This is a genomic window from Pseudomonas sp. ATCC PTA-122608 (assembly GCF_001952855.1).
Lineage (GTDB): Bacteria > Pseudomonadota > Gammaproteobacteria > Pseudomonadales > Pseudomonadaceae > Aquipseudomonas.
In genome coordinates, this window is sequence record NZ_LPNO01000014.1 from 19,829 (window position 1) to 44,952 (window position 25,124).

At 60.1% G+C, this 25,124-nt stretch carries 21 protein-coding genes and 2 tRNA genes; 15 read left to right on the plus strand and 8 right to left on the minus strand.

The features are described 5' to 3' along the window. Positions 1 to 10 precede the first annotated feature (10 nt). Complete coding sequence (locus AU074_RS14965; protein ID WP_076015365.1) at positions 11 to 1,438, plus strand: glycosyl hydrolase family 8; 1,428 nt, start codon at positions 11 to 13, stop codon at positions 1,436 to 1,438. Positions 1,439 to 1,552: 114 nt separating this feature from the next. Here AU074_RS14965 and groL read toward each other — a convergent pair whose 3' ends face one another. The 4 genes from groL to AU074_RS14985 form a co-directional block, all read right to left on the minus strand. Beyond that, the gene (gene groL, locus AU074_RS14970) at positions 1,553 to 3,196 is read right to left on the minus strand and encodes a chaperonin GroEL (RefSeq protein ID WP_076015366.1); all 1,644 of its coding nucleotides are present in this window, start codon (positions 3,194 to 3,196) and stop codon (positions 1,553 to 1,555) included. 50 nt (positions 3,197 to 3,246) lie between these two features. Continuing rightward, entirely contained in the window at positions 3,247 to 3,543 is a 297-nt protein-coding gene (groES, locus tag AU074_RS14975; RefSeq protein ID WP_003208599.1) for a co-chaperone GroES, read from the minus strand. Between the two features lie 247 nt (positions 3,544 to 3,790). Next, on the minus strand, positions 3,791 to 4,267 hold the full coding sequence (locus AU074_RS14980) for an FxsA family protein (protein ID WP_008433587.1): 477 nt from the start codon (positions 4,265 to 4,267) through the stop codon (positions 3,791 to 3,793). Positions 4,268 to 4,333: 66 nt separating this feature from the next. Beyond that, positions 4,334 to 5,065: a HugZ family protein gene (locus AU074_RS14985; protein ID WP_076015367.1), complete on the minus strand. Its 732-nt coding sequence runs from the start codon at positions 5,063 to 5,065 to the stop codon at positions 4,334 to 4,336. A gap of 75 nt (positions 5,066 to 5,140) precedes the next feature. On the opposite strand from AU074_RS14985, the gene AU074_RS14990 reads away from it, so the two are divergent. Further along, entirely contained in the window at positions 5,141 to 5,899 is a 759-nt protein-coding gene (locus AU074_RS14990) for an SDR family oxidoreductase (protein WP_076015368.1), read from the plus strand. Here the strand turns inward: AU074_RS14990 and AU074_RS14995 are convergent, their stop codons facing one another. Further along, positions 5,900 to 6,907: a DUF481 domain-containing protein gene (locus tag AU074_RS14995; protein WP_076015369.1), complete on the minus strand. Its 1,008-nt coding sequence runs from the start codon at positions 6,905 to 6,907 to the stop codon at positions 5,900 to 5,902. It abuts the gene before it with no gap. A 202-nt stretch (positions 6,908 to 7,109) separates the two neighbouring features. Here AU074_RS14995 and AU074_RS15000 point away from each other — a divergent pair, with 202 nt between their 5' ends. The 4 genes from AU074_RS15000 to AU074_RS15015 all read left to right on the plus strand — a co-directional run bounded on the left by AU074_RS15000 (position 7,110) and on the right by AU074_RS15015 (position 11,886). Continuing rightward, positions 7,110 to 7,424: an MGMT family protein gene (locus AU074_RS15000; protein ID WP_256576911.1), complete on the plus strand. Its 315-nt coding sequence runs from the start codon at positions 7,110 to 7,112 to the stop codon at positions 7,422 to 7,424. A 43-nt stretch (positions 7,425 to 7,467) separates the two neighbouring features. After that, positions 7,468 to 9,009, plus strand: coding sequence for an AmpG family muropeptide MFS transporter (locus tag AU074_RS15005; RefSeq protein WP_076015371.1), 1,542 nt, complete (start codon positions 7,468 to 7,470; stop codon positions 9,007 to 9,009). A gap of 187 nt (positions 9,010 to 9,196) precedes the next feature. After that, positions 9,197 to 10,912: a proline--tRNA ligase gene (locus AU074_RS15010; protein ID WP_076015372.1), complete on the plus strand. Its 1,716-nt coding sequence runs from the start codon at positions 9,197 to 9,199 to the stop codon at positions 10,910 to 10,912. 20 nt (positions 10,913 to 10,932) lie between these two features. Next, complete coding sequence (locus AU074_RS15015) at positions 10,933 to 11,886, plus strand: hypothetical protein (RefSeq protein ID WP_076015373.1); 954 nt, start codon at positions 10,933 to 10,935, stop codon at positions 11,884 to 11,886. A 115-nt stretch (positions 11,887 to 12,001) separates the two neighbouring features. Here AU074_RS15015 and dinB read toward each other — a convergent pair whose 3' ends face one another. Beyond that, entirely contained in the window at positions 12,002 to 13,060 is a 1,059-nt protein-coding gene (gene dinB, locus AU074_RS15020) for a DNA polymerase IV (RefSeq protein WP_076015374.1), read from the minus strand. A gap of 291 nt (positions 13,061 to 13,351) precedes the next feature. Between dinB and AU074_RS15025 the strand changes: the two genes are divergently transcribed. From AU074_RS15025 to AU074_RS15040, 4 genes are all read left to right on the plus strand, one after another. Then, a tRNA-Met gene (locus AU074_RS15025) sits at positions 13,352 to 13,428 on the plus strand. A gap of 207 nt (positions 13,429 to 13,635) precedes the next feature. Further along, positions 13,636 to 13,712, plus strand: a tRNA-Met gene (locus AU074_RS15030). 280 nt (positions 13,713 to 13,992) lie between these two features. Further along, a complete protein-coding gene (mprF, locus tag AU074_RS15035; RefSeq protein WP_076015375.1) occupies positions 13,993 to 16,635 on the plus strand; it encodes a bifunctional lysylphosphatidylglycerol flippase/synthetase MprF in 2,643 nt (880 codons plus the stop codon). Further along, a complete protein-coding gene (locus tag AU074_RS15040) occupies positions 16,635 to 17,921 on the plus strand; it encodes a virulence factor family protein (RefSeq protein ID WP_076015376.1) in 1,287 nt (428 codons plus the stop codon). Before mprF ends, AU074_RS15040 begins: the two co-directional genes overlap by 1 nt. A gap of 54 nt (positions 17,922 to 17,975) precedes the next feature. Here the strand turns inward: AU074_RS15040 and AU074_RS15045 are convergent, their stop codons facing one another. Next, entirely contained in the window at positions 17,976 to 19,877 is a 1,902-nt protein-coding gene (locus AU074_RS15045; RefSeq protein WP_076015377.1) for a potassium transporter Kup, read from the minus strand. A 301-nt stretch (positions 19,878 to 20,178) separates the two neighbouring features. Between AU074_RS15045 and rimO the strand changes: the two genes are divergently transcribed. From rimO to tsaA, 5 genes are all read left to right on the plus strand, one after another. Further along, positions 20,179 to 21,519: a 30S ribosomal protein S12 methylthiotransferase RimO gene (gene rimO, locus AU074_RS15055; RefSeq protein WP_076015378.1), complete on the plus strand. Its 1,341-nt coding sequence runs from the start codon at positions 20,179 to 20,181 to the stop codon at positions 21,517 to 21,519. 103 nt (positions 21,520 to 21,622) lie between these two features. Beyond that, positions 21,623 to 22,096, plus strand: a complete 474-nt coding sequence (locus AU074_RS15060; RefSeq protein WP_076015379.1) for a GNAT family N-acetyltransferase — start codon at positions 21,623 to 21,625, stop codon at positions 22,094 to 22,096. Positions 22,097 to 22,167: 71 nt separating this feature from the next. Beyond that, the gene (locus tag AU074_RS15065) at positions 22,168 to 22,878 is read left to right on the plus strand and encodes an rRNA pseudouridine synthase (RefSeq protein ID WP_076015380.1); all 711 of its coding nucleotides are present in this window, start codon (positions 22,168 to 22,170) and stop codon (positions 22,876 to 22,878) included. A 77-nt stretch (positions 22,879 to 22,955) separates the two neighbouring features. Continuing rightward, on the plus strand, positions 22,956 to 23,423 hold the full coding sequence (locus tag AU074_RS15070) for a DUF1456 family protein (protein ID WP_076015381.1): 468 nt from the start codon (positions 22,956 to 22,958) through the stop codon (positions 23,421 to 23,423). Continuing rightward, entirely contained in the window at positions 23,420 to 24,115 is a 696-nt protein-coding gene (tsaA, locus tag AU074_RS15075; protein ID WP_076015382.1) for a tRNA (N6-threonylcarbamoyladenosine(37)-N6)-methyltransferase TrmO, read from the plus strand. Before AU074_RS15070 ends, tsaA begins: the two co-directional genes overlap by 4 nt. A gap of 182 nt (positions 24,116 to 24,297) precedes the next feature. Here the strand turns inward: tsaA and fpr are convergent, their stop codons facing one another. After that, positions 24,298 to 25,077: a ferredoxin-NADP reductase gene (gene fpr, locus AU074_RS15080; protein WP_003189055.1), complete on the minus strand. Its 780-nt coding sequence runs from the start codon at positions 25,075 to 25,077 to the stop codon at positions 24,298 to 24,300. Between the last annotated feature and the right edge of the window lie 47 nt (positions 25,078 to 25,124).

Consider the following 25,124-nt stretch of genomic DNA (forward strand, 5'->3'; position numbering starts at 1 on the left):
GAGTCAGTTCATGCGTCACCCTAGACGGCATCTGCCTACGCTGCTGTTATCACTGTGCATGGCCGCCGGTTCATGGTCAGGCAGCAGCGCAGCCCAGAGTGCTCACGCGCCCTACTACCCCGGCACCATCCTGCCCAATCGCCAGCCCCAGGCGATCATGGATAAACAATTGGTCACGTTCTACAAGGACTGGAAGGCGGTGTATCTCTCAGGGGAATGCGGCAGCGGCCGGTATTTCGTCAAGGTCAACGCCGACCACAAACCGGTGGGCGGTGGCGCCGCGCCCAACACCATCACGGTGTCAGAGGCTCATGGCTACGGCATGCTGCTCACAGTGATGATGGCCGACTACGATGAAGACGCCCAAAAAATCTTCGACGGCATGGTGCGCTACTTCCAGGATCACCCGGCAGCGTCCGATCCCGGCTTGATGGCCTGGAACCAGATCGAGGGTTGCGGCGACTCCACCGACCCTTTCCGTGGCGACGTCAGTGCCACCGACGGCGACCTGGACATCGCCTACGCCCTGCTGCTGGCCGACCAGAAATGGGGCAGCCAAGGCACCATTGACTACCGCAGCGAGGCGAACACGGTCATGGCGGCGATCATGAAGCACGAAGTGCACCCCAGGACTCAGCATCTGATGCTCGGCGACTGGGCCGGCACCGACGGCGACCCGGAGCTTGAGTACACCACCCGCACCTCGGATTTCATGCAGTCGCACCTCTACAGTTTTTTCGCCATGACCGGGGATAAACGCTGGCAGGCGGTTCGCGACAAAACCTATTCGATCATCAGCGACTTTACCCAACGCTACAGCGCCAACAGCGGCCTGGTACCAGACTTCATCAGCCACCTGGATACCTCGATCACCCCTGCGCGATCCGAATTGGTGGAAGGTCAATACGACGGCGGCTACTCGTGGAATGCCGCCCGTTACCCGTGGCGCATCGGCCTGGATTACCTGATGTACGGTGACCCTCGCGCGCTGTACACCTTGACTACCTTCAACCGCTGGGCACGCGCCACCACCCGCGATGAGCCAGGCAACTTCAACAGTGGTTACCGGATCGACGGCAGTTCAATCGAGGAAGCGCAGAATGAGCCGGCCTTTGTGGCGGCGCTCGGAGTCAGCGCAATGATCAGCCCCGACAATCAGCTGTGGCTCAATAACATTTGGGACAACCTGCAACGCCAGTCCATCCGGGATCATGACTACTACGGCAACACCCTAAAACTGTTGGGCATGGTCGTCATGTCCGGCCATTGGGAGCGGCCCCGACCTGCGCCCGTCAACAAAACCGCGCACGTGCCTGTCCATCCGTCATCCGGCGCTGCGGCACCGGGACCCGTGGCATCTTTGCCGCCTGCCTCGCAGTTGATGCTGGCTCGCGGCTTCATGTTCAAGAAACTCCTCGGGCGTCGTGGCGTCAGCTAACGCGAGACGCGGAGCGGCCCTGGCGGCATTCCCACGCGGAGCGTGGGAACGATCAAAAAAAACCCCGCCTGCATCGCTGCAGGCGGGGTTTTTCAGTATCGGGGTAAGGCTGGCTTACATCATGCCGCCCATGCCGCCCATACCGCCCATGTCTGGCATACCGCCGCCAGCTGGAGCGTCATCTTTGATCTCGGCGATCATTGCTTCAGTGGTGATCATCAGGCTGGCAATCGACGAAGCCGCTTGCAGAGCCGAACGAGTCACTTTAGCTGGGTCCAGGATGCCCATTTCGATCATGTCGCCGTATTCGCCGGTAGCAGCGTTGTAACCGAAGTTACCCGAACCCTGCTTGACCTTGTCGACAACTACGCTTGGCTCGTCGCCGGAGTTGGCAACGATCTGGCGCAGAGGTGCTTCAACAGCACGACGCAGCAGAGCGATACCGACGTCTTGGTCAGCGTTGTCGCCTTTCAGCTCCGAGATAGCCTGCAGAGCGCGAACCAGTGCCACGCCACCGCCAGGTACCACGCCTTCTTCAACGGCTGCACGGGTAGCGTGCAGGGCGTCTTCAACGCGGGCTTTCTTCTCTTTCATTTCAACTTCGGAACCAGCGCCAACCTTGATCACTGCAACGCCGCCGGACAGCTTGGCCAGACGCTCTTGCAGTTTTTCACGGTCGTAGTCGGAAGTGGTGTCAGCCACTTGAGCGCGGATCTGGGTAACACGTGCCTGGATGTCAGCTTCAACACCAGCACCGTCGATCACGGTGGTGTTTTCCTTGGTCACGGTGACGCGCTTGGCATTACCCAGGTGTTCCAGGGTAGCGCTTTCCAGGCTCAGGCCGATCTCTTCGGAGATAACGGTACCGCCAGTCAGAACAGCGATGTCCTGCAGCATGGCCTTGCGACGATCGCCGAAACCAGGTGCTTTTACAGCAACCACTTTCACGATACCGCGCATGTTGTTCACAACCAGAGTCGCCAGGGCTTCGCCTTCAACGTCTTCGGAAACGATCAGCAGTGGGCGGCCGGCCTTGGCAACAGCTTCCAGAACTGGCAGCAGCTCACGGATGTTGGAGATCTTTTTGTCAACCAGCAGGATCAGCGGGCCGTCGAGCTCGGCGGTCATGGTGTCTGGCTTGTTGACGAAGTACGGGGACAGGTAGCCACGGTCGAACTGCATGCCTTCAACAACCGACAGTTCGTTTTCCAGGCCCGAGCCTTCTTCAACGGTGATCACGCCTTCTTTACCGACTTTTTCCATGGCTTCGGCAATGATGTCGCCGATGGAGCTGTCGGAGTTGGCCGAGATGGTGCCGACCTGAGCGATTGCCTTGGTGTCAGCGCATGGCTTGGACAGGGACTTCAGCTCTTTGACAATGGCGATGGTCGCCTTGTCGATGCCGCGTTTCAGGTCCATCGGGTTCATGCCGGCAGCGACGGCTTTCAGGCCTTCGTTGACGATCGACTGAGCCAGAACGGTAGCGGTGGTGGTGCCGTCGCCTGCGTCATCGTTGGCACGGGAGGCAACGTCTTTGACCAGCTGCGCGCCCATGTTTTCGAAGCGATCTTTCAGCTCGATTTCTTTGGCGACGGAAACGCCGTCCTTGGTGATGGTCGGAGCGCCGAAGCTCTTCTCGATGATCACGTTACGGCCTTTAGGGCCCAGGGTCGCTTTTACTGCGTCAGCCAGGACGTTCACACCGGCGAGCATTTTCTTACGGGCGGAATCGCCGAATTTAACTTCTTTAGCAGCCATGATCGATATTCCTTAAATACTTTGTAGTAACGGGAAGATGAACGGGGAAATCAGCCTTCCAGAACAGCGAGAATCTCGTTCTCAGCCATTACCAGCAGGTCTTCGCCGTCGATTTTCACAGTGTTGCTGCCGGAGTAAGGGCCGAAAACAACCTTGTCACCCACTTTCACAGCCAGCGCACGTACTTCACCGTTTTCCAGGGTCTTGCCTGGGCCAGCAGCGAGAATCACACCGTGGTTGGCTTTTTCAGCAGCCGAACCTGGCAGCACGATACCGCCAGCGGTTTTCTTTTCTTCTTCACTGCGACGGATGACGACGCGGTCATGCAGAGGACGAAGCTTGCTCATTGTCGATCTCTCCTAATTGTGTTTTTCATCGGCCGGTGTCAATTCCGGCTAGTTAAATTCCGGCGGCGCCGGTCGCGGTTCGCGGTGCGAAACGCGGAAGTCTGTCTGGTGTCGCCACCAGAAACCTTGCGGTGACCGTTACATAAGGGCGCATAAGCTTATTACAAGGTGCAGAGATGAAAATTTTTGTGTCGGGGGCGTGTTCAAAAGCCGCGCGGCACCCGCGGGTGCCGTGCCAGTGAGGAGATTACTTGGGGTCGCGGTGTTCGAACTCGCCTTCGATCACGTCACCTTCACGCCCCAGGGGCTGGCGCGGGGCCGGGCCACCACGGGGTTGCAGGTCGTCGGCGAAGGCGCGCTGGCGGATCGCAGCCTCTTCGGCACGCTGGCGCATCTTGCCCGCCAGCAGCTTGCGAGTGAATGGCAGCAACATCACCAGGCCAACCACATCGCTGATGAAGCCCGGCAGGATCAACAGGCCACCGGCCAATGCCATCATCAAGCCTTCGAGCATGGTCTGGGCCGGCAGTTCGCCGCGATTCAGGCTTTCACGGGCACGCAGCGCCGTGGCCAGGCCGGCGACGCGCAGCACCAGAACGCCGAGCATCGAGCCGAGAATGATCAGCAGCAGCGCCGGGAAAAACCCGATTGCCCCACTGACTTGTACGAATACGAACAGCTCCAACACGGGGAACAACAAAAAGAGCAACAAAAAAGGGCGCATCAAATGGTTCCTCAACGCAAGAATGCCTTGCTACTTCACCTTAGATGACGTCGCCGTTTCGTGAATTCAAGCTTCGGCGGCTGCTTTTTTCGGCCAGACCTCAGCGTGAGCCAAGAAAACCAAGGCTTCGCGTACTTGTGTCGGCGTATTGCAAGGCTCGGCAAAGGGCAGCCAGTAGAGTGCCTGGCCAATGCGCAGGTGCATGCCTTCGCTGTCGATACCGGCCAATTGTGCAGGCTCGGTGGTCGGCAAGCCGGCCAGTTCGACGTAGTGGGCAATGGCCTTGGTGTGGTCGCTGTTCATGTGCTCGATCATGCTCAGCTCGGCCTTGCCGGCGAACGGGTTGGCCAGGGTCAGTTGGTCGACCCAGTGAATCGCGCCGAACCCGCCGATATAACGGTGGCGCACCGGCTTAAGTACCCAGAAGTCAAAATCATGGGCCTTGTGGTAGTTGGCAGAATCAGGGAAGTAGCGGTAATAACGCTCGGCTGCGGCTTCAATCGCGGCGCTGTCTTCGAGCTTTTCGGCCTCGGCCAGGTAGGTCAGGCGCCCTACCGCTTGCACGTCGTCCGCCTCACGCTCACCCACCAGCAGCGAGCACTTGGGGTCTTTCTGCAGGTTATGGGTGTGCTGGGCGATACGGCTGATCAGGATCAGCGGCCGGCCCTCGGCATCCAGGCAGTACGGCACCACTGAGCCGAACGGAAAGCCGGGCATGGCCTTGGACAAGGTGGCAAGTGCCCCACGGTATTCCTTGAGCAGTAGTTCTCGGGCATTCTTGGCAACGTGCGCGCTCAACTTATGACTCCTTTGATAAATTCCGTCAAAAAACAAACTTGGATAGCCGATTAATTCCGCCCACAGGACTTGCGAATGCATCTCAACGACAAAGTAATCATTATCACCGGCGGTTGCCAGGGTTTGGGCCGTTCCATGGCGGAGTATTTCGCAGCCAAGGGCGCGCACCTGGCGCTGGTGGACCTCAATCAGGAAAAACTCGAGCAGGCGGTGGAAGCCTGCCAGGCACACGGCGTAACGGCCCGGGCCTATCTATGCAACGTGGCGAATGAAGAGCAGGTGTGCCAGACGGTGGCACAGATCGCCGAAGACTTCGGCGCGATCAACGGTTTGATCAACAACGCGGGGATTTTGCGCGACGGCTTGCTGCTCAAGGTCAAGGATGGCGAGATGACCAAGATGAGCCTGGCCCAGTGGCAGGCGGTGATCGACGTGAACCTCACCGGCGTGTTCCTGTGCACCCGCGAAGTGGCGGCAAAAATGGTGGAGCTGAAGAACCAGGGCACCATCATCAATATCTCGTCGATCTCCCGCGCCGGCAACGTCGGCCAGACCAACTACTCGGCCGCCAAGGCCGGTGTAGCGGCCGCCACCGTGACCTGGGCCAAGGAGCTGGCGCGCTATGGCATCCGCGTCGCAGGCATTGCGCCGGGGTTTATCGAGACGCAGATGTCCCTGGGCATGAAGCCCGAGGCACTGGAGAGGATGACGTCGGGCATTCCCCTCAAACGCATGGGGCGGCCTGAGGAGATTGCCCATTCAGCGGCGTACATCTTCGAAAACGACTACTACACCGGGCGAATCCTGGAAATGGACGGCGGGTTACGCCTTTAATTACCAGGCGACGCCGAACCCTGCGGTATAGCGGGTCTTGCTCAACGCACTTTCCGAGTCGCCACTGATCACGTCGCGCTCGGCCTTGAGGTTGAGGGAAGCCCACTCGGTGACTTTATAGCGCAAGCCCATTTCCGCATCCAGGGAGTAGTCGGACGGTCCGGCCAGCGGCTTGCCCAACTCACCATTGGTGAAGAATTCGACGGTTTTGCCCACCAGGTAGCGGTTGTAGTTCCACTTCATTGCCAGCGAGTAGAAGTTGTCTTTGCCGCCGTCCTGGTATTCATAGTCGGTGCGGTTGACCAGCGAACCGAGGGAGAACGCGCCCAGTTCGTCGTCCCAGAATTGGTAGCCCGGACCCGTACCCACGGTGCGCTGGCGTGACAGGTCTTCAACCTTGTCGCGCTTGTAGGTTAAACGGCCCTGCCAGAACCAGTGTTCGGTGATAAACCGGTCGAGGTCGTATTCCAGCGCCCAGTTGTCGGTGGTGGTCACGTCGTCCTGGAATTCGCGGTTGTATTCGCCCTGGCCGGTATGACGCCACTGGCCATGACGAGCTGTGGTCTTGAAGTCGATGTCGTAGTCGTTGGTGTCTTTTTCCGCGCGCTTGTAGTCCAGCGCCATGTCGACATTGCCCTTCCACACCAGGTCTTCGATCACGGGCTTGGGCTTGATGATCTGCTGGATGCTGGCCAGTTCGACGGTCTTGGGCGCCTCACCGTTGGCCAGGATGACTTTGCCGTCATCGGCCGCCTGCAGTGATTTGGCCTTCTCGCCGGTGTAGGCATCCTGCTTGACCAGCAGCTCCTGATCACTTTCAAGGGTTTTGACCTGCTTCCAGTCCACCGGGATGGCACCGGCATAATCAGTCTGGATCAGCAGCTTGCCGCCGTCGAAAACCTTGATCTTGCCGGTCAGACGGTCACCGTTCTTTAACCAGACGGTATCGGCGAGCAGAGGCGTGGAGGCGCTGAATACAGCGAGGCACAGCAGGGTTCTGGACAACATAAGCGGATATGGGGCTCGAGTTTGACGAAAAAACGGGCATTATCGGGGTGGATAACTTCTTAGCAAGGACTGACTCGGGTATTTGTATCGAGTTCCGTTCTCAGCCGCCCATTTTGCAGACATTTCTTACAAATAGACGGATATTTTCATCGGATATGCCACCGTGAACGAAACGACCGACGCTCCGCAAAGCCCCGCTGAAATGCGTCGCACCGGGCTGTACCTGACCCTCGCCCAGGTGCCTGAAGGCTGCGTAATCAGCTACGGGGAGCTGGCGCAGCTCGCCGGTTTGGGTCGCGCCGCACGTTGGGTGGGTCGCACCCTGAGCCAACTGCCCGAGGACACCAAATTGCCCTGGCACCGGGTGTTGGGTGCCGGTGGTCGGATAAGTCTGCCGGTGGGCAGTGCCTCAGGTGACGAGCAACGTGCGCGTTTGCGCGGCGAAGGCGTCAGCATCGTGAACAATCGTGTTGATATTCAGCGTCATGGCTGGCGCCCGGTAGAGCACAGCGGTTAGAGTGCGCGCTTTATTTGCGTAATTCTGAGGCAGACTCCAGCCCATGCCCCGTAAAACCTGGCGCGCCGCGCTCGCCGCCTATGCCAGCCCCTCGACGTTAGTGCTGCTGTTGCTCGGCTTTGCTGCCGGCATGCCTTACATGTTGGTGTTCTCGACGCTCTCGGTGTGGTTGCGTGAGGCCGGTGTGGCCCGCGAAACCATCGGTTACGCGAGCTTGATCGGCCTGGCCTATGCCTTCAAGTGGGTCTGGTCGCCCTTGCTTGACCAATGGCGCCTGCCGCTGCTCGGCAAGCTCGGACGTCGTCGATCCTGGTTAGTCTTGTCCCAGACGCTGGTTATCCTTGGATTGATCGGCATGGGCTTTTGCGATCCGCAAAAGCACCTGTCTTGGCTGATCGCTATCGCGGTAATCGTCGCCTTCGCTTCCGCCACTCAAGACATCGCCGTAGACGCCTACCGCCTGGAAATCGCCGACGACAGCCGCCAGGCTGCGCTGGCCGCCAGCTATATGTCCGGCTATCGAATTGCGGCCCTGCTGGCGACGGCCGGCGCACTGTTTTTCGCTGAAGGCTTTGGCTCCACCGGCTTCAATTACAAGCACTCGGCATGGACCGGCACCTACGTGCTGTTTGGTGTGCTGATGGTGCCCGCGCTGCTGACCACGCTGCTGATGCGCGAGCCCAATGTGCCATTGCGCACCCAACTGCAGGCCGGACGCTACAGCTTTGCTCACCAGTTAGTGTCGGTGTTCGTGTTGATTGTGCTGCTGGTCTCGGTGCCTGCGATGTTTACCCAGCTGTACAACACAGACTTCGCCAGCGTGCTGTTCCAGGGCGTGAGCCTGCTGGATCTGCTGCTGGAAGACCGCGCGTTCCTGCGGGCCATCCTCTATATCATCCTCACCACCCTGTGCCTGTCGACCATGGGTCGCCGGGGCCTGGCGCCGGTGCTCACACCGGTCAACGACTTCATCCTGCGCTACCGCTGGCAGGCCCTGCTGCTGTTGGGGCTGATTGCCACCTATCGCATGTCGGACACGGTAATGGGCGTCATGGCCAACGTGTTCTATATCGACCAGGGTTTCACCAAGGACCAGATCGCCGGCGTCAGTAAGGTCTTCGGCCTGATCATGACCCTGCTGGGTGCCGGCATGGGCGGCCTGCTGATCGTGCGTTTCGGGATCCTGCCGATCCTGTTTATCGGCGGCATTGCATCGGCCGGCACTAACCTGCTGTTCGTGATGCTCGCCGACATGGGCCCGGATTTGCAGATGCTGATTTTCACCATCTCCCTGGACAACTTCAGTTCCGGCATGGCGACCTCGGCGTTTGTTGCGTACCTGTCGAGCCTGACCAACCTGAAGTTCTCCGCCACCCAATACGCGTTGCTCAGCTCGATCATGTTGCTGCTGCCACGTTTGATCGGCGGGTATTCGGGGGTGATGGTCGAGAAGTTCGGTTACCACAACTTCTTCCTGATCACCTGCCTGCTGGGTGTGCCGACGCTGCTTCTGATTGCCTTGCACTGGTTCCAGGAAAGCCGGCGGATTCGGTTGAATCCTCCCGAGGACACCTCCCCGCTGTAGGAGCAAGCTTGCTCGCGAAGCACTCACAGGCACCGCGTTTATCCCGGTTTCCCGTGTAATCGTTGACGATCTTTGCGAGCAAGCTCGCTCCTACAGACAGCTCTGCATCCTGATGCCTGTACGTCGGCGGCAAGCGCCCGTACAATCCAACGTCATTTCAAGTCCAAGCAACCGACAACGGCCTACCATGCGCACCAGTCAATATTTGCTCGCCACACAGAAAGAAACGCCTTCCGACGCGGTCGTGATCAGCCACCAGCTGATGCTGCGCGCCGGCATGATCCGCAAACTGGCCTCGGGCCTGTACACCTGGCTGCCCATGGGCTTGAAGGTGATGCGCAAGGTCGAAGCCATCGTTCGTGAAGAAATGAACGCTGCCGGCTCTCTGGAAGTGTTGATGCCGAGCACCCAACCGGCTGAGCTGTGGCAGGAATCCGGGCGCTGGGAAGAGTACGGCCCTGAATTGCTGCGCTTCAAGGACCGTCATGGCCGCGACTTCTGCGCCGGCCCGACCCACGAAGAAGTGATCACCGACCTGATGCGCAACGAGTTGAGCAGCTATAAACAGCTGCCCCTCAACCTGTATCAGATCCAGACCAAATTCCGTGACGAAATCCGCCCACGCTTCGGTTTGATGCGCGGCCGCGAATTCATCATGAAGGACGCCTATTCGTTCCACCCGGACCAGGCGTCCCTGCAAGTCACCTACGACCGCATGCACACCGCTTACTGCAACGTGTTCACCCGCCTGGGCCTGAAATTCCGCCCGGTTGAAGCCGACAACGGCTCCATCGGCGGTGCCGGTTCCCACGAATTCCACGTGCTGGCCGAGTCCGGTGAAGACGACATCGTGTTCAGCAACGGTTCCGACTACGCGGCGAACATCGAGAAAGCCGAAGCCGTGCCACGGGAAACCTCCCGCCCTGCGCCAAGCGAAGAGCTGCGCCTGGTGGACACGCCTGAGACCAAGACCATCGCAGCCCTGGTGGAGAAATTCAATCTGCCGATTGAAAAGACCATCAAGACCCTGATCGTGCGCGCCGAGGAAGAAGGCAAGCTGATCGCCCTGGTGATCCGCGGCGACCACGAGCTCAACGAAATCAAGGCCGCCCAGCAGCCAGGCGTTGCCAACCCGCTGGTCATGGCCACCGACTCAGAACTGCGTGACGCGATTGGCGCCGGCGCTGGCTCCCTGGGCCCGCTGAACCTGCCACTGCCGATCATCATCGACCGTTCGGTTGAGCTGATGAGCGACTTCGGCATCGGTGCGAACATCGATGACAAGCACTACTTCGGCGTGAACTGGGAACGTGACCTGCCGGTTCCGACCGTGGCCGACCTGCGCAACGTGGTTGCCGGCGACCCGAGCCCGGACGGCAAGGGCACCTTGGAAATCAAGCGCGGCATCGAAGTCGGGCACATCTTCCAGCTGGGCAACAAGTACAGCAAGGCGATGAAGTGCGAAGTGCTGGGCGAGAACGGCAAGCCGATCACCCTGGAAATGGGCTGCTACGGCATTGGTGTTTCCCGCGTGGTTGCGGCTGCCATCGAGCAGAACAACGACGAGAAAGGCATCATCTGGAGTGACGCCCTCGCGCCGTTCCAGGTAGCCTTGGTACCGCTGCGCTACGAAACCGAGCAAGTACGCGAGGCCACCGACAAGCTGTACGCCGAACTGACGGCGGCCGGTTTTGAAGTGCTGCTGGATGATCGGGACAAGAAAACCAGCCCGGGCATCAAGTTCGCCGACATGGAACTGATTGGCATCCCGCACCGGATCGTGGTCAGTGACCGCGGCCTGGCCGATGGCAATCTGGAATACAAGAGCCGGACCGAAGCCGAAGCCCAACCGTTGCCGGTGGCTGACGTGCTGTCTTTCCTTCAGGCGCGTATTCGTCGCTGAAAACCATATCAAGAGTCGTCATGTTCAAGCGAAACACCATAGCCCTGGGGGGCGCCACGTTATGTGGCGCCCTGCTGGTCAGCGGCTGCGCCAACCAAATGTCGCAACGCAGCGAGCACGAGGAACGTGTCGAGCGCAAATTGCTCGATCACAGCCTGCAGATCGACGTGGGCGAACCCAAGGTGCTGGAGCTGCCGCAACGCCGGGTGCGCATTCACGAGCAAAAGACCTTTGAGGTCACCGAATTCGAAGTCACCCGTCGTTACGACCGCTACACGCCCTACCAGCCTTGGCGCAAACTCTATGAGATGCCCCTCGGCGCGGTCGCGCTCGTGGCGGGCGTCGGCGCCAACGTGGCGAATATCTTTGCCCTGGGCAACTTGCCTGCCAGCGTGACCCGTGACTGGCTCAGCTACGGCGTGGACGGGATCAACCCGTTCATGAACGTGCAATCCCATGGTCGGGCGCAACAGAACCTGGCGGGCATCGATGAAGTCCAGCGCGACAAGCGTGTGGAGTATTCGAGCCTGCCCTGGAGCGAGCGCCCGGTACAGGTGACGGCTGGCAAGCAAACCCATGAACTGACCACCGACCGTAACGGCGTGCTGCGCCTGAACCTGCTGGACAGCCCGTTTGCCGAGCAGGACCTGAACCGCATCAGCATCCTGAAGATCAGCGTTGAAGATGCCCAGGATGACGTGCACTCGGACTCATCCCTGGCCGTCAGCAGCACCCTGCGCAGCAAATTGCTCGAAGCTCACGGGTTGATCTACGACGACCTCGAAGACGATGAAGTCAACGAGTGGGTGCACCGGGTCAAGCGCCTGTCGGAGCTGGGCCTGGAAGAAGAAGCCAGCGAGCTGGAACAAAGCCTGATTGAACTGACCCGCAACGATCCGGAGTTGCAGCAGGAATTCTTGCAGGCATTGACCAAGGATGCGGGTCGGCTGGTGGCGGATCCCGGGGCACGCTGAAGCCATTAAATGTGGGAGCGGGCTTGCTCGCGAATACGGTGTGTCAGTTGATGCATATGCTGGCTGACACGCCGTATTCGCGAGCAAGCCCGCTCCCACATTTGGTTTCCGGTTTCTACCAGGGGAATTGGAGCTGCTCGTTGCCGCTGCTCAAGTCCAGCAAACGCACACCTATTCCCAACAATCGCACCGGCTTGCCGCCACGATTGAAAGCCTGGGTCAGCAACTGCCGGTAACTCTCCAGATCCCGCCCTGCCCCGGCCTGCTCCAGGGTGGTTTGGGTAAAGTCGTGAAACTTCACTTTGACGAACGGCTTGCCCGCCCGATAGCTGCTGTCGATGCGCGCCATGCGTCCGGCCAGGGTGTCCATCAGCTCCGGCAGCTTTTCCAGGCAACTGGGCAAGTCCGGCAGGTCGACGTCGTAGGTGTTTTCCACGCTGATGGATTGCCGGCGACTATCGTTCTGCACCACACGGTCATCGATCCCACGGGCCAGGCTCCAAAGCCGCTCGCCGAAGCTGCCAAATTCACGCACCAGCGCCAGCTTGTTCCACTCTCGCAGTTGCAGGCAGTCTTCGATCCCCAGCCGCGTCAGCTTGTCGGCCGTTACCTTGCCCACGCCGTGGAGCTTTTTCACCGGCAGCGCCGAGACAAAGTCTTCGACCTGATCGGGGGTGATCACAAACAGTCCGTTGGGTTTTTTCCAGTCGCTGGCGATCTTGGCGAGAAACTTGTTCGGCGCCACGCCGGCAGAAACGGTGATATGCAATTGATTGGAGACCCGCCGGCGAATGTCCTGGGCGATGCGCGTGGCGCTGCCGCCGAAATGCGGGCTGTCGGAGACGTCGAGGTAGGCTTCGTCCAGGGATAACGGTTCGATCAGGTCGGTGTAGTCGCGAAAGATCGTCTGGATTTCCTTGGACGCTTCTTTATAAGCGTCCATGCGCGGCTTGACGATGGTCAGGTCCGGACACAGCTTCAACGCGTGCCGGGACGACATGGCTGAACGCACACCATAAGCCCGCGCCTCATAGTTGCAGGTAGCGATCACACCGCGACGGTCTGCCGAGCCACCGACCGCCAGGGGCTTTTGCGCCAGGGTCGGGTCGTCGCGCATCTCGATGGCGGCGTAGAAGCAATCACAGTCGACGTGGATGATTTTGCGCTGCGTCATATATAAGGCAGTGATTCTGGGCAGAAAACGAACAGGCGGGCAGTATCTCATTCACACCTGTATATAGCACCAGTAGTTTGAATCTTCCGCCTAAGCGGTAGGAAAATTCGTAGATGAATTCATTTTCTCAATCGAAACACACCCCCCAATAGAGCTGAAAGCCTCGGCCAGACTGGCCCCGCGGCCTATCAAGGGGCCACCTTGGAGAGCTAACCGATTGAACCACAAGCGCTTTTCTTTGAATCAGCGGTTGACACACTCGCGTTCCTCTGTAGAATGCCGACACACAGACGCGGGATGGAGCAGTCTGGTAGCTCGTCGGGCTCATAACCCGAAGGTCGTCGGTTCAAATCCGGCTCCCGCAACCAAACATCAAAAAAGGCTACTCGAAAGAGTGGCCTTTTTTGTGCCTGTCTGTTTTAGCCCCTCTTTTCGATTGTCTGACAAAAATCCTTTCCCAATCGCGCACTTACCGCACGCGCGTGACAATCCGACGCTAATTTGCACTTATTTGACCCATCGTTCGATTAACGGTTGACACCCTGCCGTTGCTCTGTAGAATGCCGCCACACAGACGCGGGATGGAGCAGTCTGGTAGCTCGTCGGGCTCATAACCCGAAGGTCGTCGGTTCAAATCCGGCTCCCGCAACCAAACATCAAAAAAGGCTGCTCGAAAGAGTGGCCTTTTTTGTATCTGACGAAAAAGTCCTTTTGAAACAATGGCATGGCATCTTTCATGAAACCGTACACGGTTTGTAGAGTCCATCTCATTGCAAGCTATGCTAAGTCTTCAAGCACTGTCCTTCTACGACCAATGGGCGCTGTCGCTGCACTTCGCGATACGCGTTAATATTTGTAATTATTTTGTCCATAGGGATTGGTAACTTGGCTGGATACCTCCATCCTGTCGCGCACAATCCACGAGGTGATTGATGCGCGCCAACTCGTCTGAACCACAAGACACTGTCACAGCGACACAACCGATCACTCCCACCCGTTTGCGCTGGCTGGATCTGTTGAGCAAATACCGCCAGCCCATCGGACTGGCCGTCACTTTGTTGCTGTTCGCAATCGCCCTTATCGCCTGTCGCCACCTGCTGCTTGAGCTGGACCTGTACGCGCTCCACGATTCGATCCTGGAAGTGCCGAAGCCCGCCCTGCTGGGCGCATTCGGTGCCGCTGTCGCCGGCTTTATCATTCTGTTGGGCTATGAATTTTCCGGCGCCCGCTATGCCGGCGTGAAGCTGCCTGCCAAGACCTTGGCCTACGGCGGCTTTACCGCTTTCGCCATTGGCAATGCGATTGGTCTGTCGATGCTCTCGGGCGGTTCGGTACGCTACCGTTTATATGCACGGTATGGCATCGGTGCCTCCGAAGTGGCCCGCATGACCGTGTTTGCCAGCCTGGCCCTGGGTTGCGCCCTGCCGCCACTGGCTGCCCTGGCCACCCTGAGCAACCTGCCCGCCGCGTCCAGCGCGCTGCATTTACCCGCGAGCCTGCTGGGTGGTGTCGCTGGCGCCGTATTGTTGTTGACGGCAGCACTGTGCATCGGCATCTATCGTCGCCGGCTGCCGGAACAACCTTACCCGGACAACCTGCTGGTCAAGGCCGGGCGCCGCACCTTGCGCCTGCCGGGCCGTCGCCTGACCTTTCTGCAACTGATCATCACCGCCCTCGACGTCGCCGCTGCCGCCACCGTGCTGTATATGCTGCTGCCGGAAGCGCCACCCTTTGGCCCGTTCCTGCTCGTGTACCTGCTGGCCCTGGCCGCCGGCGTGCTCAGCCATGTACCGGGCGGCGTCGGGGTGTTCGAAGCGATCCTGCTGGCCGCCTTTGCCGACAAGCTGGGCGCCGCGCCACTGGCTGCCGCATTGCTGCTATACCGGATGATCTATGTGGTGCTGCCACTGTTGATCGCATGCGTATTCCTGCTGGTCAATGAAGCCCAGCGTCTGTTCCATACACAGCAAAGCCTGCGGGCGGCCTCGGGCCTCGCTGCACCGATCCTGGCCGTACTGGTTTTTTTGTCAGGCGTGGTCCTGCTGTTTTCCGGCGCAACCCCGGAAATCGACTCACGCCTGGAAAACATCGGCTTCCTGATTCCTCATCGCCTGATTGACGCTTCGCACTTTGGTGCCAGCCTGATCGGCGTGCTTTGCCTGCTCTTGGCCCAGGGCCTGCGTCGCCGGTTGTCGGCCGCGTGGATGCTGACCATGGTGCTGCTGCTGACGGGCGCCCTGCTCTCCTTGCTCAAGGGTTTCGACTGGGAAGAAGCCAGCCTGATGACCATGACGGCGGTGCTGCTGGCGATCTTTCGGCGTTCGTTCTATCGCGCCAGCCGCCTGACCGAACTGCCCTTCTCGCCGCTGTATCTTGTTGCCAGCGTGTGCGTGCTCGGTGCGTCGATCTGGCTGCTGTTGTTCGCCTACCAGGACGTGCCCTACAGCCATCAACTGTGGTGGCAGTTCACCCTCGACGCCAACGCCCCGCGTGGCTTGCGCTCGCTGCTGGGCGCTGCCGTGGTGCTGGTGGTGGTCTCGCTGACCTGGCTGCTGCGTACCGCGCGCCCGATCATCCATCTGCCGACCCCCGAAGAGCTGGAGCGCGCCACCAAGATCCTGATGAACTCGGCGCAACCCGACGGCGGCCTGGCGCTGACCGGCGACAAGGCCCTGCTGTTTCACCCCAACGACGAAGCGTTCCTGATGTACGCTCGTCGCGGCCGCAGCCTGGTGGCTTTGTATGACCCGATCGGCCCGACCCTGCAACGGGCCGAGATGATCTGGCAGTTCCGTGACTTGTGCGACATTCACCATGCGCGCCCGGTGTTCTACCAGGTGCGGGCAGAGAACCTGCCGTACTACATGGACATCGGCCTGACCGCGATCAAGCTGGGTGAAGAAGCCCGGGTCGACCTGAAACGCTTTGACCTGGAAGCCAAGGGCAAAGAGATGAAGGACCTGCGCTACACCTGGAACCGCGGGACCCGAGACGGCCTGTCCCTGGAGATCCACGAACCCGGCCAGGCGCCTATGGAGGAGCTGAAAGTCATCTCCGACGCATGGCTGACCGGCAAGAACGTGCGGGAAAAAGGCTTTTCCCTCGGACGATTCAGCGACGACTACCTCAAGCACTTTCGGATTGCGATCATTCGCTTCGAAGGGCGCCCGGTAGCGTTTGCGAACCTGCTTGAGACCTACAGCCATGACCTGGCCAGTCTCGACCTGATGCGTGCGCACCCGGACGCGCCGAAGCTGACCATGGAATTCATGATGGTCGGCTTGATTCAACATTATAAGAACCATGGCTACGCCCGCTTCAGCCTCGGCATGGTGCCGTTGTCGGGCCTGCAACCACGACGTGGCGCCCCGCTGACCCAACGCCTGGGCTCGATGGTGTTCCGCCGTGGCGAGCAACTGTATAACTTCCAAGGCTTGCGCCGCTTCAAAGACAAGTTCCAGCCTGACTGGGAACCCCGTTATATGGCCGTGCCCGCAGGACTTGATCCGCTGGTGGCACTGGCCGACACCGCCGCCCTGATTGCGGGCGGCTTGACTGGATTGGTGAAACGCTGATGATTCGACGCTCCTGGCGGTATGTATTGGCATTTTTGGTGGTACTGGCACTGATCGTTGGTGGCGGCTACTGGTACTGGAACCGCCCTGCACCGCAACCGACTCTGGAACAACTGCCACAGGCTGACGGCACGGTCCTTACCCGCGTAACCCCGGGCACCGCGCCCAAGGCACGTGTAGCCGTGGCCGTGCTGGCCGATGAAACCCTGACCGACAGCCAACTGATCGCCCTCAGCCAGGGCGGCGCAGCGCAGATCGTCCAGGTGATCCTGCCCAAGGACGACTGCAAGTTGCAGGAACAAGCCCTGCAAACCGCCCTGGGCCAGCTTGCCGGCCCGGCGACCCTGGTCAGCGGCATCGGCCCTGGCGCAGCCCTGGCCTGGCGCTGGCTGGCCGCGCAGAACGACGACAAGGCGAATGCCATTTCCGTAGGTTTCGCGCTGGCACAACCTGGCTGCAACGACCCGCTGCCGAAAACCTCGGCCCACGGCAACTGGCTGGTGGCCTGGAACGATAACCCTGACGATGATGCCGCCAGTTTCGTACGCGACACGCCGCGCGCCACCACCAGCATCAGCGACTATGACGTTCACTACCCGCAAGTGCTGAACAACGAGCTGCGCAAGCAACTGGTGGGCTCGGACAACGGCGGCCTGGCAATCCCGGTGGTCGAAGTGCCAGCTGGCCAGGCCAAGGACACCGTCACCCTGTTCCTCTCCGGTGACGGCGGCTGGCGGGACCTGGACCGCGACGTGGCCGGTGAAATGGCCAAGATCGGCTACCCGGTGGTCGGCATCGATACCCTGCGCTACTACTGGCAGCACAAGTCTGCGGAACAAAGCGCCAAGGACCTCGCCGAGCTGATGCAACACTACCGGCAGAAATGGGGCACCAAGCGCTTCGTGCTGACCGGTTACTCGTTCGGCGCCGACGTGTTGCCGGCCATCTACAACCGCCTGCCGGAAAACGAGCAGCAGCGTGTAGACGCAATCATCCTGCTGGCCTTCGCCCGTACCGGCAGCTTCGAGATCGAAGTGGAAGGCTGGCTGGGCAACGCCGGCAAAGAAGCCGCTACCGGCCCGGAAATGGCCAAGCTGCCAGCCGACAAGGTGGTGTGCATCTACGGTGCCGAAGAAGTCGACGAGAGTGGCTGCACCGACAAGACGGCAGTCGGTGAGGCCATGAAGCTGCCTGGCGGCCATCACTTCGACGAGAACTACCCGGCGCTGGCCAAGCGTTTGGTAGATATCATCGAGAAGCGCCAGGGCAAAACCCCGGCCGAATAAGCGCCCACAAAAAAGCCCCCGCTGCCGCAAGGCACCGGGGGCTTTTTGTTGGGCTTACATTTCTACCTGGGTACCGAGCTCGATCACCCGGTTAACCGGCAGCTTGAAAAAGCGCAGGTTGCCGTTGGCGTTCTTGAGCATGAAGGCGAACAACCCTTCACGCCAGCGCGCCATGCCCTTGATGCGGGAGGCGATCACGGTTTCGCGGCTGAGGAAGTAGGTGGTGCGCATCGGGCTGAAGTCCAGGTCATCCAGATGGCACAGCTTCAGCGCCTCGGGCACGTCCGGCTCATCGGTAAAGCCAAAATGCAGGATCACGCGGAAGAAGCCTTCGCCGTAGGAATCCACCTCAAAACGGCGCGAGACGGGCACACGCGGAATGTCTTCGTAGACTACCGTCAACAGCACCACTTGCTCGTGCAATACCTGGTTATGCAGCAGGTTGTGCAACAGCGCATGGGGCACGGCGTCGGGCCGCGCGGTGAGGAATACCGCAGTGCCCTGCACGCGGTGAGGCGGCTGCACGCGGATACTGCTGATAAAGATCGGCAACGGCAGGCCACCTTCGTCGAGGCGGTCTACCAGCAGCTGCTTGCCGCGCTTCCATGTGGTCATCAGCACGAACAGCACAATCCCCGCGAGTACCGGGAAGGCGCCGCCCTGGACGATCTTCGGCACGTTGGCCGCGAAGTACAGCCCGTCCACCAACAGGCAGCAAACCAGGACCGGCACTGCAAATATTGGTGGCCATTTCCACAGCAGCAGCATGACTGCCGACACCAAGATGGTGGTCATCAGCATGGTGCCGGTCACCGCCACACCGTAAGCCGATGCCAGTGCGTTGGAGGACTCGAAACCCAGCACCAGCAGGATCACGCCGACCATCAGCGACCAGTTCACCGCGCCGATGTAGATCTGGCCCTGTTCGGCACTGGAGGTGTGCTGGATATGCATGCGCGGGATGTAACCCAGCTGGATAGCCTGGCGGGTCAGGGAGAACGCGCCGGAGATCACCGCCTGGGACGCGATCACCGTGGCCAGGGTGGACAACACCACCAGCGGGATCAGCGCCCAACTCGGCGCCAGCAGGTAGAACGGGTTGCGCGCGGCTTCAGGATCGCCGAGCAGCAGGGCACCCTGGCCGAAATAATTGAGCACCAGTGCCGGCAACACCAGAATGAACCAGGCACGGGCGATGGGCTTACGGCCGAAGTGGCCCATGTCGGCGTACAGCGCCTCGGCACCGGTCAACGCCAGTACCACCGCGCCTAGGATGGCCACGCCAATACCCGGGTGAGCCTCAAAGAAACGCACGCCCCACATCGGGTTCATGGCGTTGAGTACTTCCGGATGCTGGGTGATGCCATAGGCGCCGAGGCCGCCCAGCACCAGGAACCAGGTCACCATCACCGGCCCGAACAACTTGCCGATGCGATCGGTGCCATGCTTCTGGATCAGGAAAAGGGCCACCAGCACCACCAGGGCGATCGGCACGACCCACTTTTCCAGGCCATCGAACGCCAGCTCCAGACCTTCCACCGCCGATAACACGGAAATCGCCGGAGTGATCATGCTGTCGCCGTAGAACAGCGCCGCGCCGCACAGGCCACATACCACCAGGAAACTGCGCAATCGCTTGCGCTCACCTGCCGCCCGTCGCGCCAACGCGGTCAAGGCCATGATGCCGCCTTCGCCCTGGTTATCGGCACGCAGCACGAACAGCATGTATTTGATCGATACCACCCAGATCAGCGACCAGAAGATCAGCGCCAGGATCCCCAGCACACCGTCATGGTTGACTTGAACCCCATAGCCGCCGGTAAACACCTCTTTAAGGGTGTAGAGCGGGCTGGTACCGATATCGCCGTAAACCACCCCCACTGCCGCCACCAGCATGCCGATCGGCTTTGCGTTGGACTGCTCGGCACCTGCTGCCTGACTACTTGCCTGACCCATCAACCACTCCTGCCCTTTGACCTGCGGTCTTTTATAAACAGCGCGCCTGCTGCGGGCGCCTATGCTGTCCACAGCATGCGCTGTTTTACTTCTCGTTACAGACGATTTATTGACCGAGGAAATTCACTCAGGTGCAACGGCGCGAAGCATAGCGCAGCACTCGTCGTATTTCCCTGCATAAAGCTGGTCAAGAGCGATTCCCGTCGATAGAATTGCGCACTTTTTGATCAGAGGCGTGCCAAACGCCCATCCGCCACCTTTCGTGCACGACGGGCGGCGTCATTCAATACCGAGGTTAGACATGTCCACCACCATCGCAAAAGCCAACCCCAAGGTCGGCTTTGTATCCCTGGGTTGCCCAAAGGCTCTGGTCGACTCCGAACGCATCCTTACCCAACTGCGCATGGAAGGTTATGACGTCGTGTCCACCTACCAGGACGCGGACGTGGTGGTGGTCAACACCTGCGGCTTCATCGACTCGGCCAAGGCAGAGTCCCTGGAAGTGATTGGCGAAGCCATCAAGGAAAACGGCAAGGTGATCGTCACCGGCTGCATGGGCGTGGAAGAAGGCGCCATCCGCAACGTGCACCCGAGCGTGCTGGCCGTGACCGGTCCGCAGCAGTACGAGCAAGTGGTCAACGCCGTGCACCAGGTAGTGCCGCCGCGCCAGGACCACAACCCGCTGATCGACCTGGTGCCGCCGCAAGGCATCAAGCTGACCCCGCGCCACTATGCCTACCTGAAGATTTCCGAAGGCTGCAACCACAGCTGCAGCTTCTGCATCATCCCGTCGATGCGCGGCAAGCTGGTAAGCCGTCCGGTGGGCGACGTGCTGGACGAGGCCCAGCGCCTGGTCAAATCCGGCGTGAAAGAGCTGCTGGTGATCTCCCAGGACACCAGCGCCTACGGCGTCGACGTCAAATACCGCACCGGTTTCTGGAACGGCGCGCCGGTGAAAACCCGCATGACCGAACTCTGCGAAGCCCTGAGCAGCCTCGGTGTATGGGTGCGCCTGCACTACGTTTACCCGTACCCGCACGTTGACGAGCTGATCCCGCTGATGGCCGCCGGCAAGATCCTGCCGTACCTGGACATCCCGTTCCAGCATGCCAGCCCGAAGATCCTCAAGGCCATGAAACGCCCGGCTTTCGAAGACAAGACCCTGGCGCGCATCAAGAACTGGCGCGAGATCTGCCCGGAACTGATCATCCGCTCCACCTTTATCGTCGGCTTCCCCGGCGAAACCGAAGAAGACTTCCAGTACCTGCTGGACTGGCTGACCGAGGCCCAGCTGGACCGCGTCGGCTGCTTCCAGTACTCCCCGGTGGAAGGTGCTCCGGCCAACCTGCTGGACGCTGCCATCGTGCCGGACGACGTCAAGCAGGACCGCTGGGAGCGCTTCATGGCGCACCAGCAGGCCATCAGCTCGGCGCGCCTGCAACTGCGCATCGGCCGTGAGATCGAAGTACTGATCGACGAAGTCGACGAGCAAGGCGCGGTTGGCCGTTGCTTCTTCGATGCGCCGGAAATCGACGGCAACGTGTTCATCGACGATGCCAGCGACTTGAAGCCGGGTGACAAGGTCTGGTGCACCGTGACCGACGCCGACGAGTACGACCTGTGGGCTGAAAAGCGCGCATAAGATGTAAAGAAATGAAAAAGCCCTGCCTCTGGACAAGATGCGGGGCTTTTTTAGGTCTATCGTTTGGCCCATCAGCGCCAAACATCAGCAAGGGGCAGCGGGCATGCGTCAGCATTCGGTTATCCATACACCCAAATCCAGCGACTATCAGGAACTGACCCGTATCTGGGAGGCATCGGTGCGAGCCACCCATGATTTCCTGCCGGACAGTTACATCGAGTTGCTGAAAAACCTGGTGCTGACCCGCTACCTCGACGCGGTGATGCTGATCTGCACCAAGGACTCGCGCCAACGCATCACCGGGTTTGCCGGAGTGGCGGCGGGCAAGGTCGAGATGCTGTTTATCGATCCCGAGCACCGTGGCCAGGGCCTGGGCCGGCAATTGCTGCGCTATGCCATCGAGTCCATGAACGCCGACCAACTCGACGTCAACGAACAGAACCCGCAGGCCCTGGGTTTTTACTTCAAGCAAGGCTTTGAGGTGATCGGACGCACGGACCACGACGGCATGGGCCAGCCTTATCCGTTGCTGCACATGCGTTTGCGCCAGGCCCAGCAACAGGCACGTCGCGGCTAAATGAAATGGAGCCGGGATTAACCGGCGCCACACAGGTACAATAGCCGCCCCCTTTTGTTTCGGCCCTTGTCATGACTGAACCCCTACGCCTCTCCAAACGCCTCATCGAACTGGTCGGTTGCTCCCGTCGGGAGGCTGAGCTGTTCATCGAAGGCGGCTGGGTCACGGTGGACGGCGAAGTGATCGACGAGCCGCAGTTCAAGGTCACCACCCAGACGGTCGAGCTTGACCCAGAGGCCAAGGCCACTGCGCCGGAGCCGGTGACCATCCTGTTCCACACGCCTGCCGGTGTGGATGCCGAGACGGCCATGGCGTCGATCAACGCCGAGACCCTGTCGGAAGAACACCGCTTCAGCAAGCGCCCGCTCAAAGGCCACTTCCTGCGCCTGACCGCCAGCAGCGACCTGCAAGCCAAGGCCAGCGGCCTGTTGGTGTTCACCCAGGACTGGAAGATCCTGCGCAAGCTGACCGCTGACGCGAACAAGATCGAACAGGAATACGTGGTGGAAGTGTCCGGCGACATGGTCGCCCACGGCCTGAACCGCCTCAACCACGGCCTGACCTACAAAGGTAAGGAATTGCCAGCGGTGAAAGCCAGCTGGCAGAACGAGAACCGCCTGCGCTTTGCGTTGAAAAACCCGCAACCGGGTGTGATTGCCTTGTTCTGCGAAGCCGTTGGCCTGAAAGTCGTCGCCATTCGACGCATCCGCATTGGCGGAGTCTCCATCGGCAAAGTGCCGGTAGGCCAATGGCGTTATCTGTCCGGCAAAGAAAAGTTCTAAGACTTTTTTCGCCGCCGAATCTCTCGATACCGCCTGCCTGGGCGGTGTCCACAGTTGAATGACCAGGATTGCCCACCATGATTCACAACGACGTACTACGCAGCGTGCGCTACATGCTCGACATCAGCGACAACAAGATGGTCGAGATCATCAAGCTCGGCGGCATGGAAGTCACCAAGGACGACCTGCTGACCTACCTCAAGAAAGACGAGGAAGAAGGCTTCGTGTTCTGCCCTGACGAAGTCATGGCGCATTTCCTCGATGGCCTGGTGATCTTCAAGCGCGGCAAGGACGAAACCCGTCCACCGCAGCCAATCGAACTGCCGGTGACCAACAACATCATCCTGAAGAAACTGCGCGTGGCCTTCGAACTGAAGGAAGACGACATGCACGCGATCCTCAAGGCTTCGGAGTTTCCGGTGTCCAAGCCTGAGCTGAGCGCGCTGTTCCGCAAGTTCGGCCACACCAACTACCGCACCTGCGGTGACCAGTTGCTGCGCAACTTCCTCAAGGGCCTGACCCTGCGCGTTCGCGTAAGCCCGTGACCTACACCGTCTCGCCCATCGGCTTTGTCCGCTCCTGTTTCAAGGAGAAGTTCGCCATCCCGCGCCAGCCACAACTGGCGCCCGCCGCCCGAGGCGTGCTGGAACTGGTGGCGCCGTTCGACCAGGGTGAGGCGGTGCAGGGTTTGGAACAGGTCAGCCATGTGTGGCTGCTGTTCCTGTTCCACCAGGCACTGGAAGACAAGCCCCGCCTGAAAGTGCGCCCGCCGCGTCTGGGGGGCAACAAGTCCATGGGCGTATTCGCTACTCGCGCGACCCACCGGCCGAATGGCATTGGCCAATCGGTGGTCAAGCTGGACAAGGTGGAGGACGGCCGCCTGTGGATATCCGGCATCGACCTGCTGGATGGCACACCGATTCTCGATATCAAGCCGTACGTGCCGTACGCAGACATCGTTGACACTGCGGCCAACAGCATCGCCAGCGCTGCGCCACAGCTGATTCCCGTGCAGTGGCTGAAGACTGCGCTGCAACAGGCACAAGGCCACGCTCAGCGCCTTGACGAGCCATTGGTGGCGTTGATCGAGCAGTGTCTGGCGCAGGACCCACGGCCGGCGTACCAGACGCCGGGGCCAGAGCGGGAATACGGGGCGCAGTTCTGGGATGTGGACGTGCGGTGGCACTATCCCGAGGCCGGGATGATTTGTGTGCTGGAAGTGATTGCGACCAAGTAAATCCCGAAAACAAAAAAGCCCGCGCTGCCTTTACAGGCAACGCGGGCTTTTCTTTGGTGACTCAGTCACCTGTAGGAGCGATCTTGCTCGCGAAGAACGCAAGTACACCGCGCTAATCCAGGATACGCGCGTTATCGTTAACGTTTTTCGCGAGCAAGCTCGCTCCTACAAGTGACCCACGGTCACTTCTCGACGAACGCACGCTCGATCAAGTAGTCACCCGGCTCACGCATACGCGGGGAGACCTTCAGACCGAAGCTGTTCAGCACTTCGCTGGTTTCATCCAGCATGCTCGGGCTGCCGCACAACATGGCGCGGTCGTCTTCAGGATTGATCGGCGGCAGGCCGATGTCACTGAACAGCTTGCCGCTGCGCATCAGGTCGGTCAGGCGGCCTTCGTTTTCGAACGGCTCGCGGGTCACGGTCGGGTAGTAGATCAACTTGTCACGCAGGGCCTCGCCGAAGAACTCGTTCTGCGGCAGGTGCTCGGTGATGAATTCACGGTAGGCGACTTCGTTGACGTAACGCACGCCGTGGCACAGGATCACTTTTTCGAAACGCTCGTAGGTTTCCGGGTCCTGGATCACGCTCATGAATGGCGCCAGCCCAGTACCGGTGCTGAGCAGGTACAGGTGCTTGCCCGGCTTCAAATCGTCAAGCACCAGGGTGCCCGTCGGTTTTTTGCTGATGATGATCTCGTCGCCTTCCTTCAAGTGCTGCAATTGGGAAGTCAGCGGGCCATCGGGCACCTTGATGCTGAAGAACTCCAGATGCTCTTCCCAGTTCGGGCTGGCAATGGAGTAAGCGCGCATGAGCGGGCGGCCATTAGGCTGTTGCAGGCCGATCATCACGAACTGACCGTTCTCGAAGCGCAGGCCCGGATCGCGGGTGCACTTGAAGCTGAACAGAGTGTCGTTCCAGTGATGAACACTGAGGACACGCTCGTGGTTCATGTTGCTCATGTACGGGGGACTCCTGGAAATGGGTCTGCGCCAAATGATGGATGCGC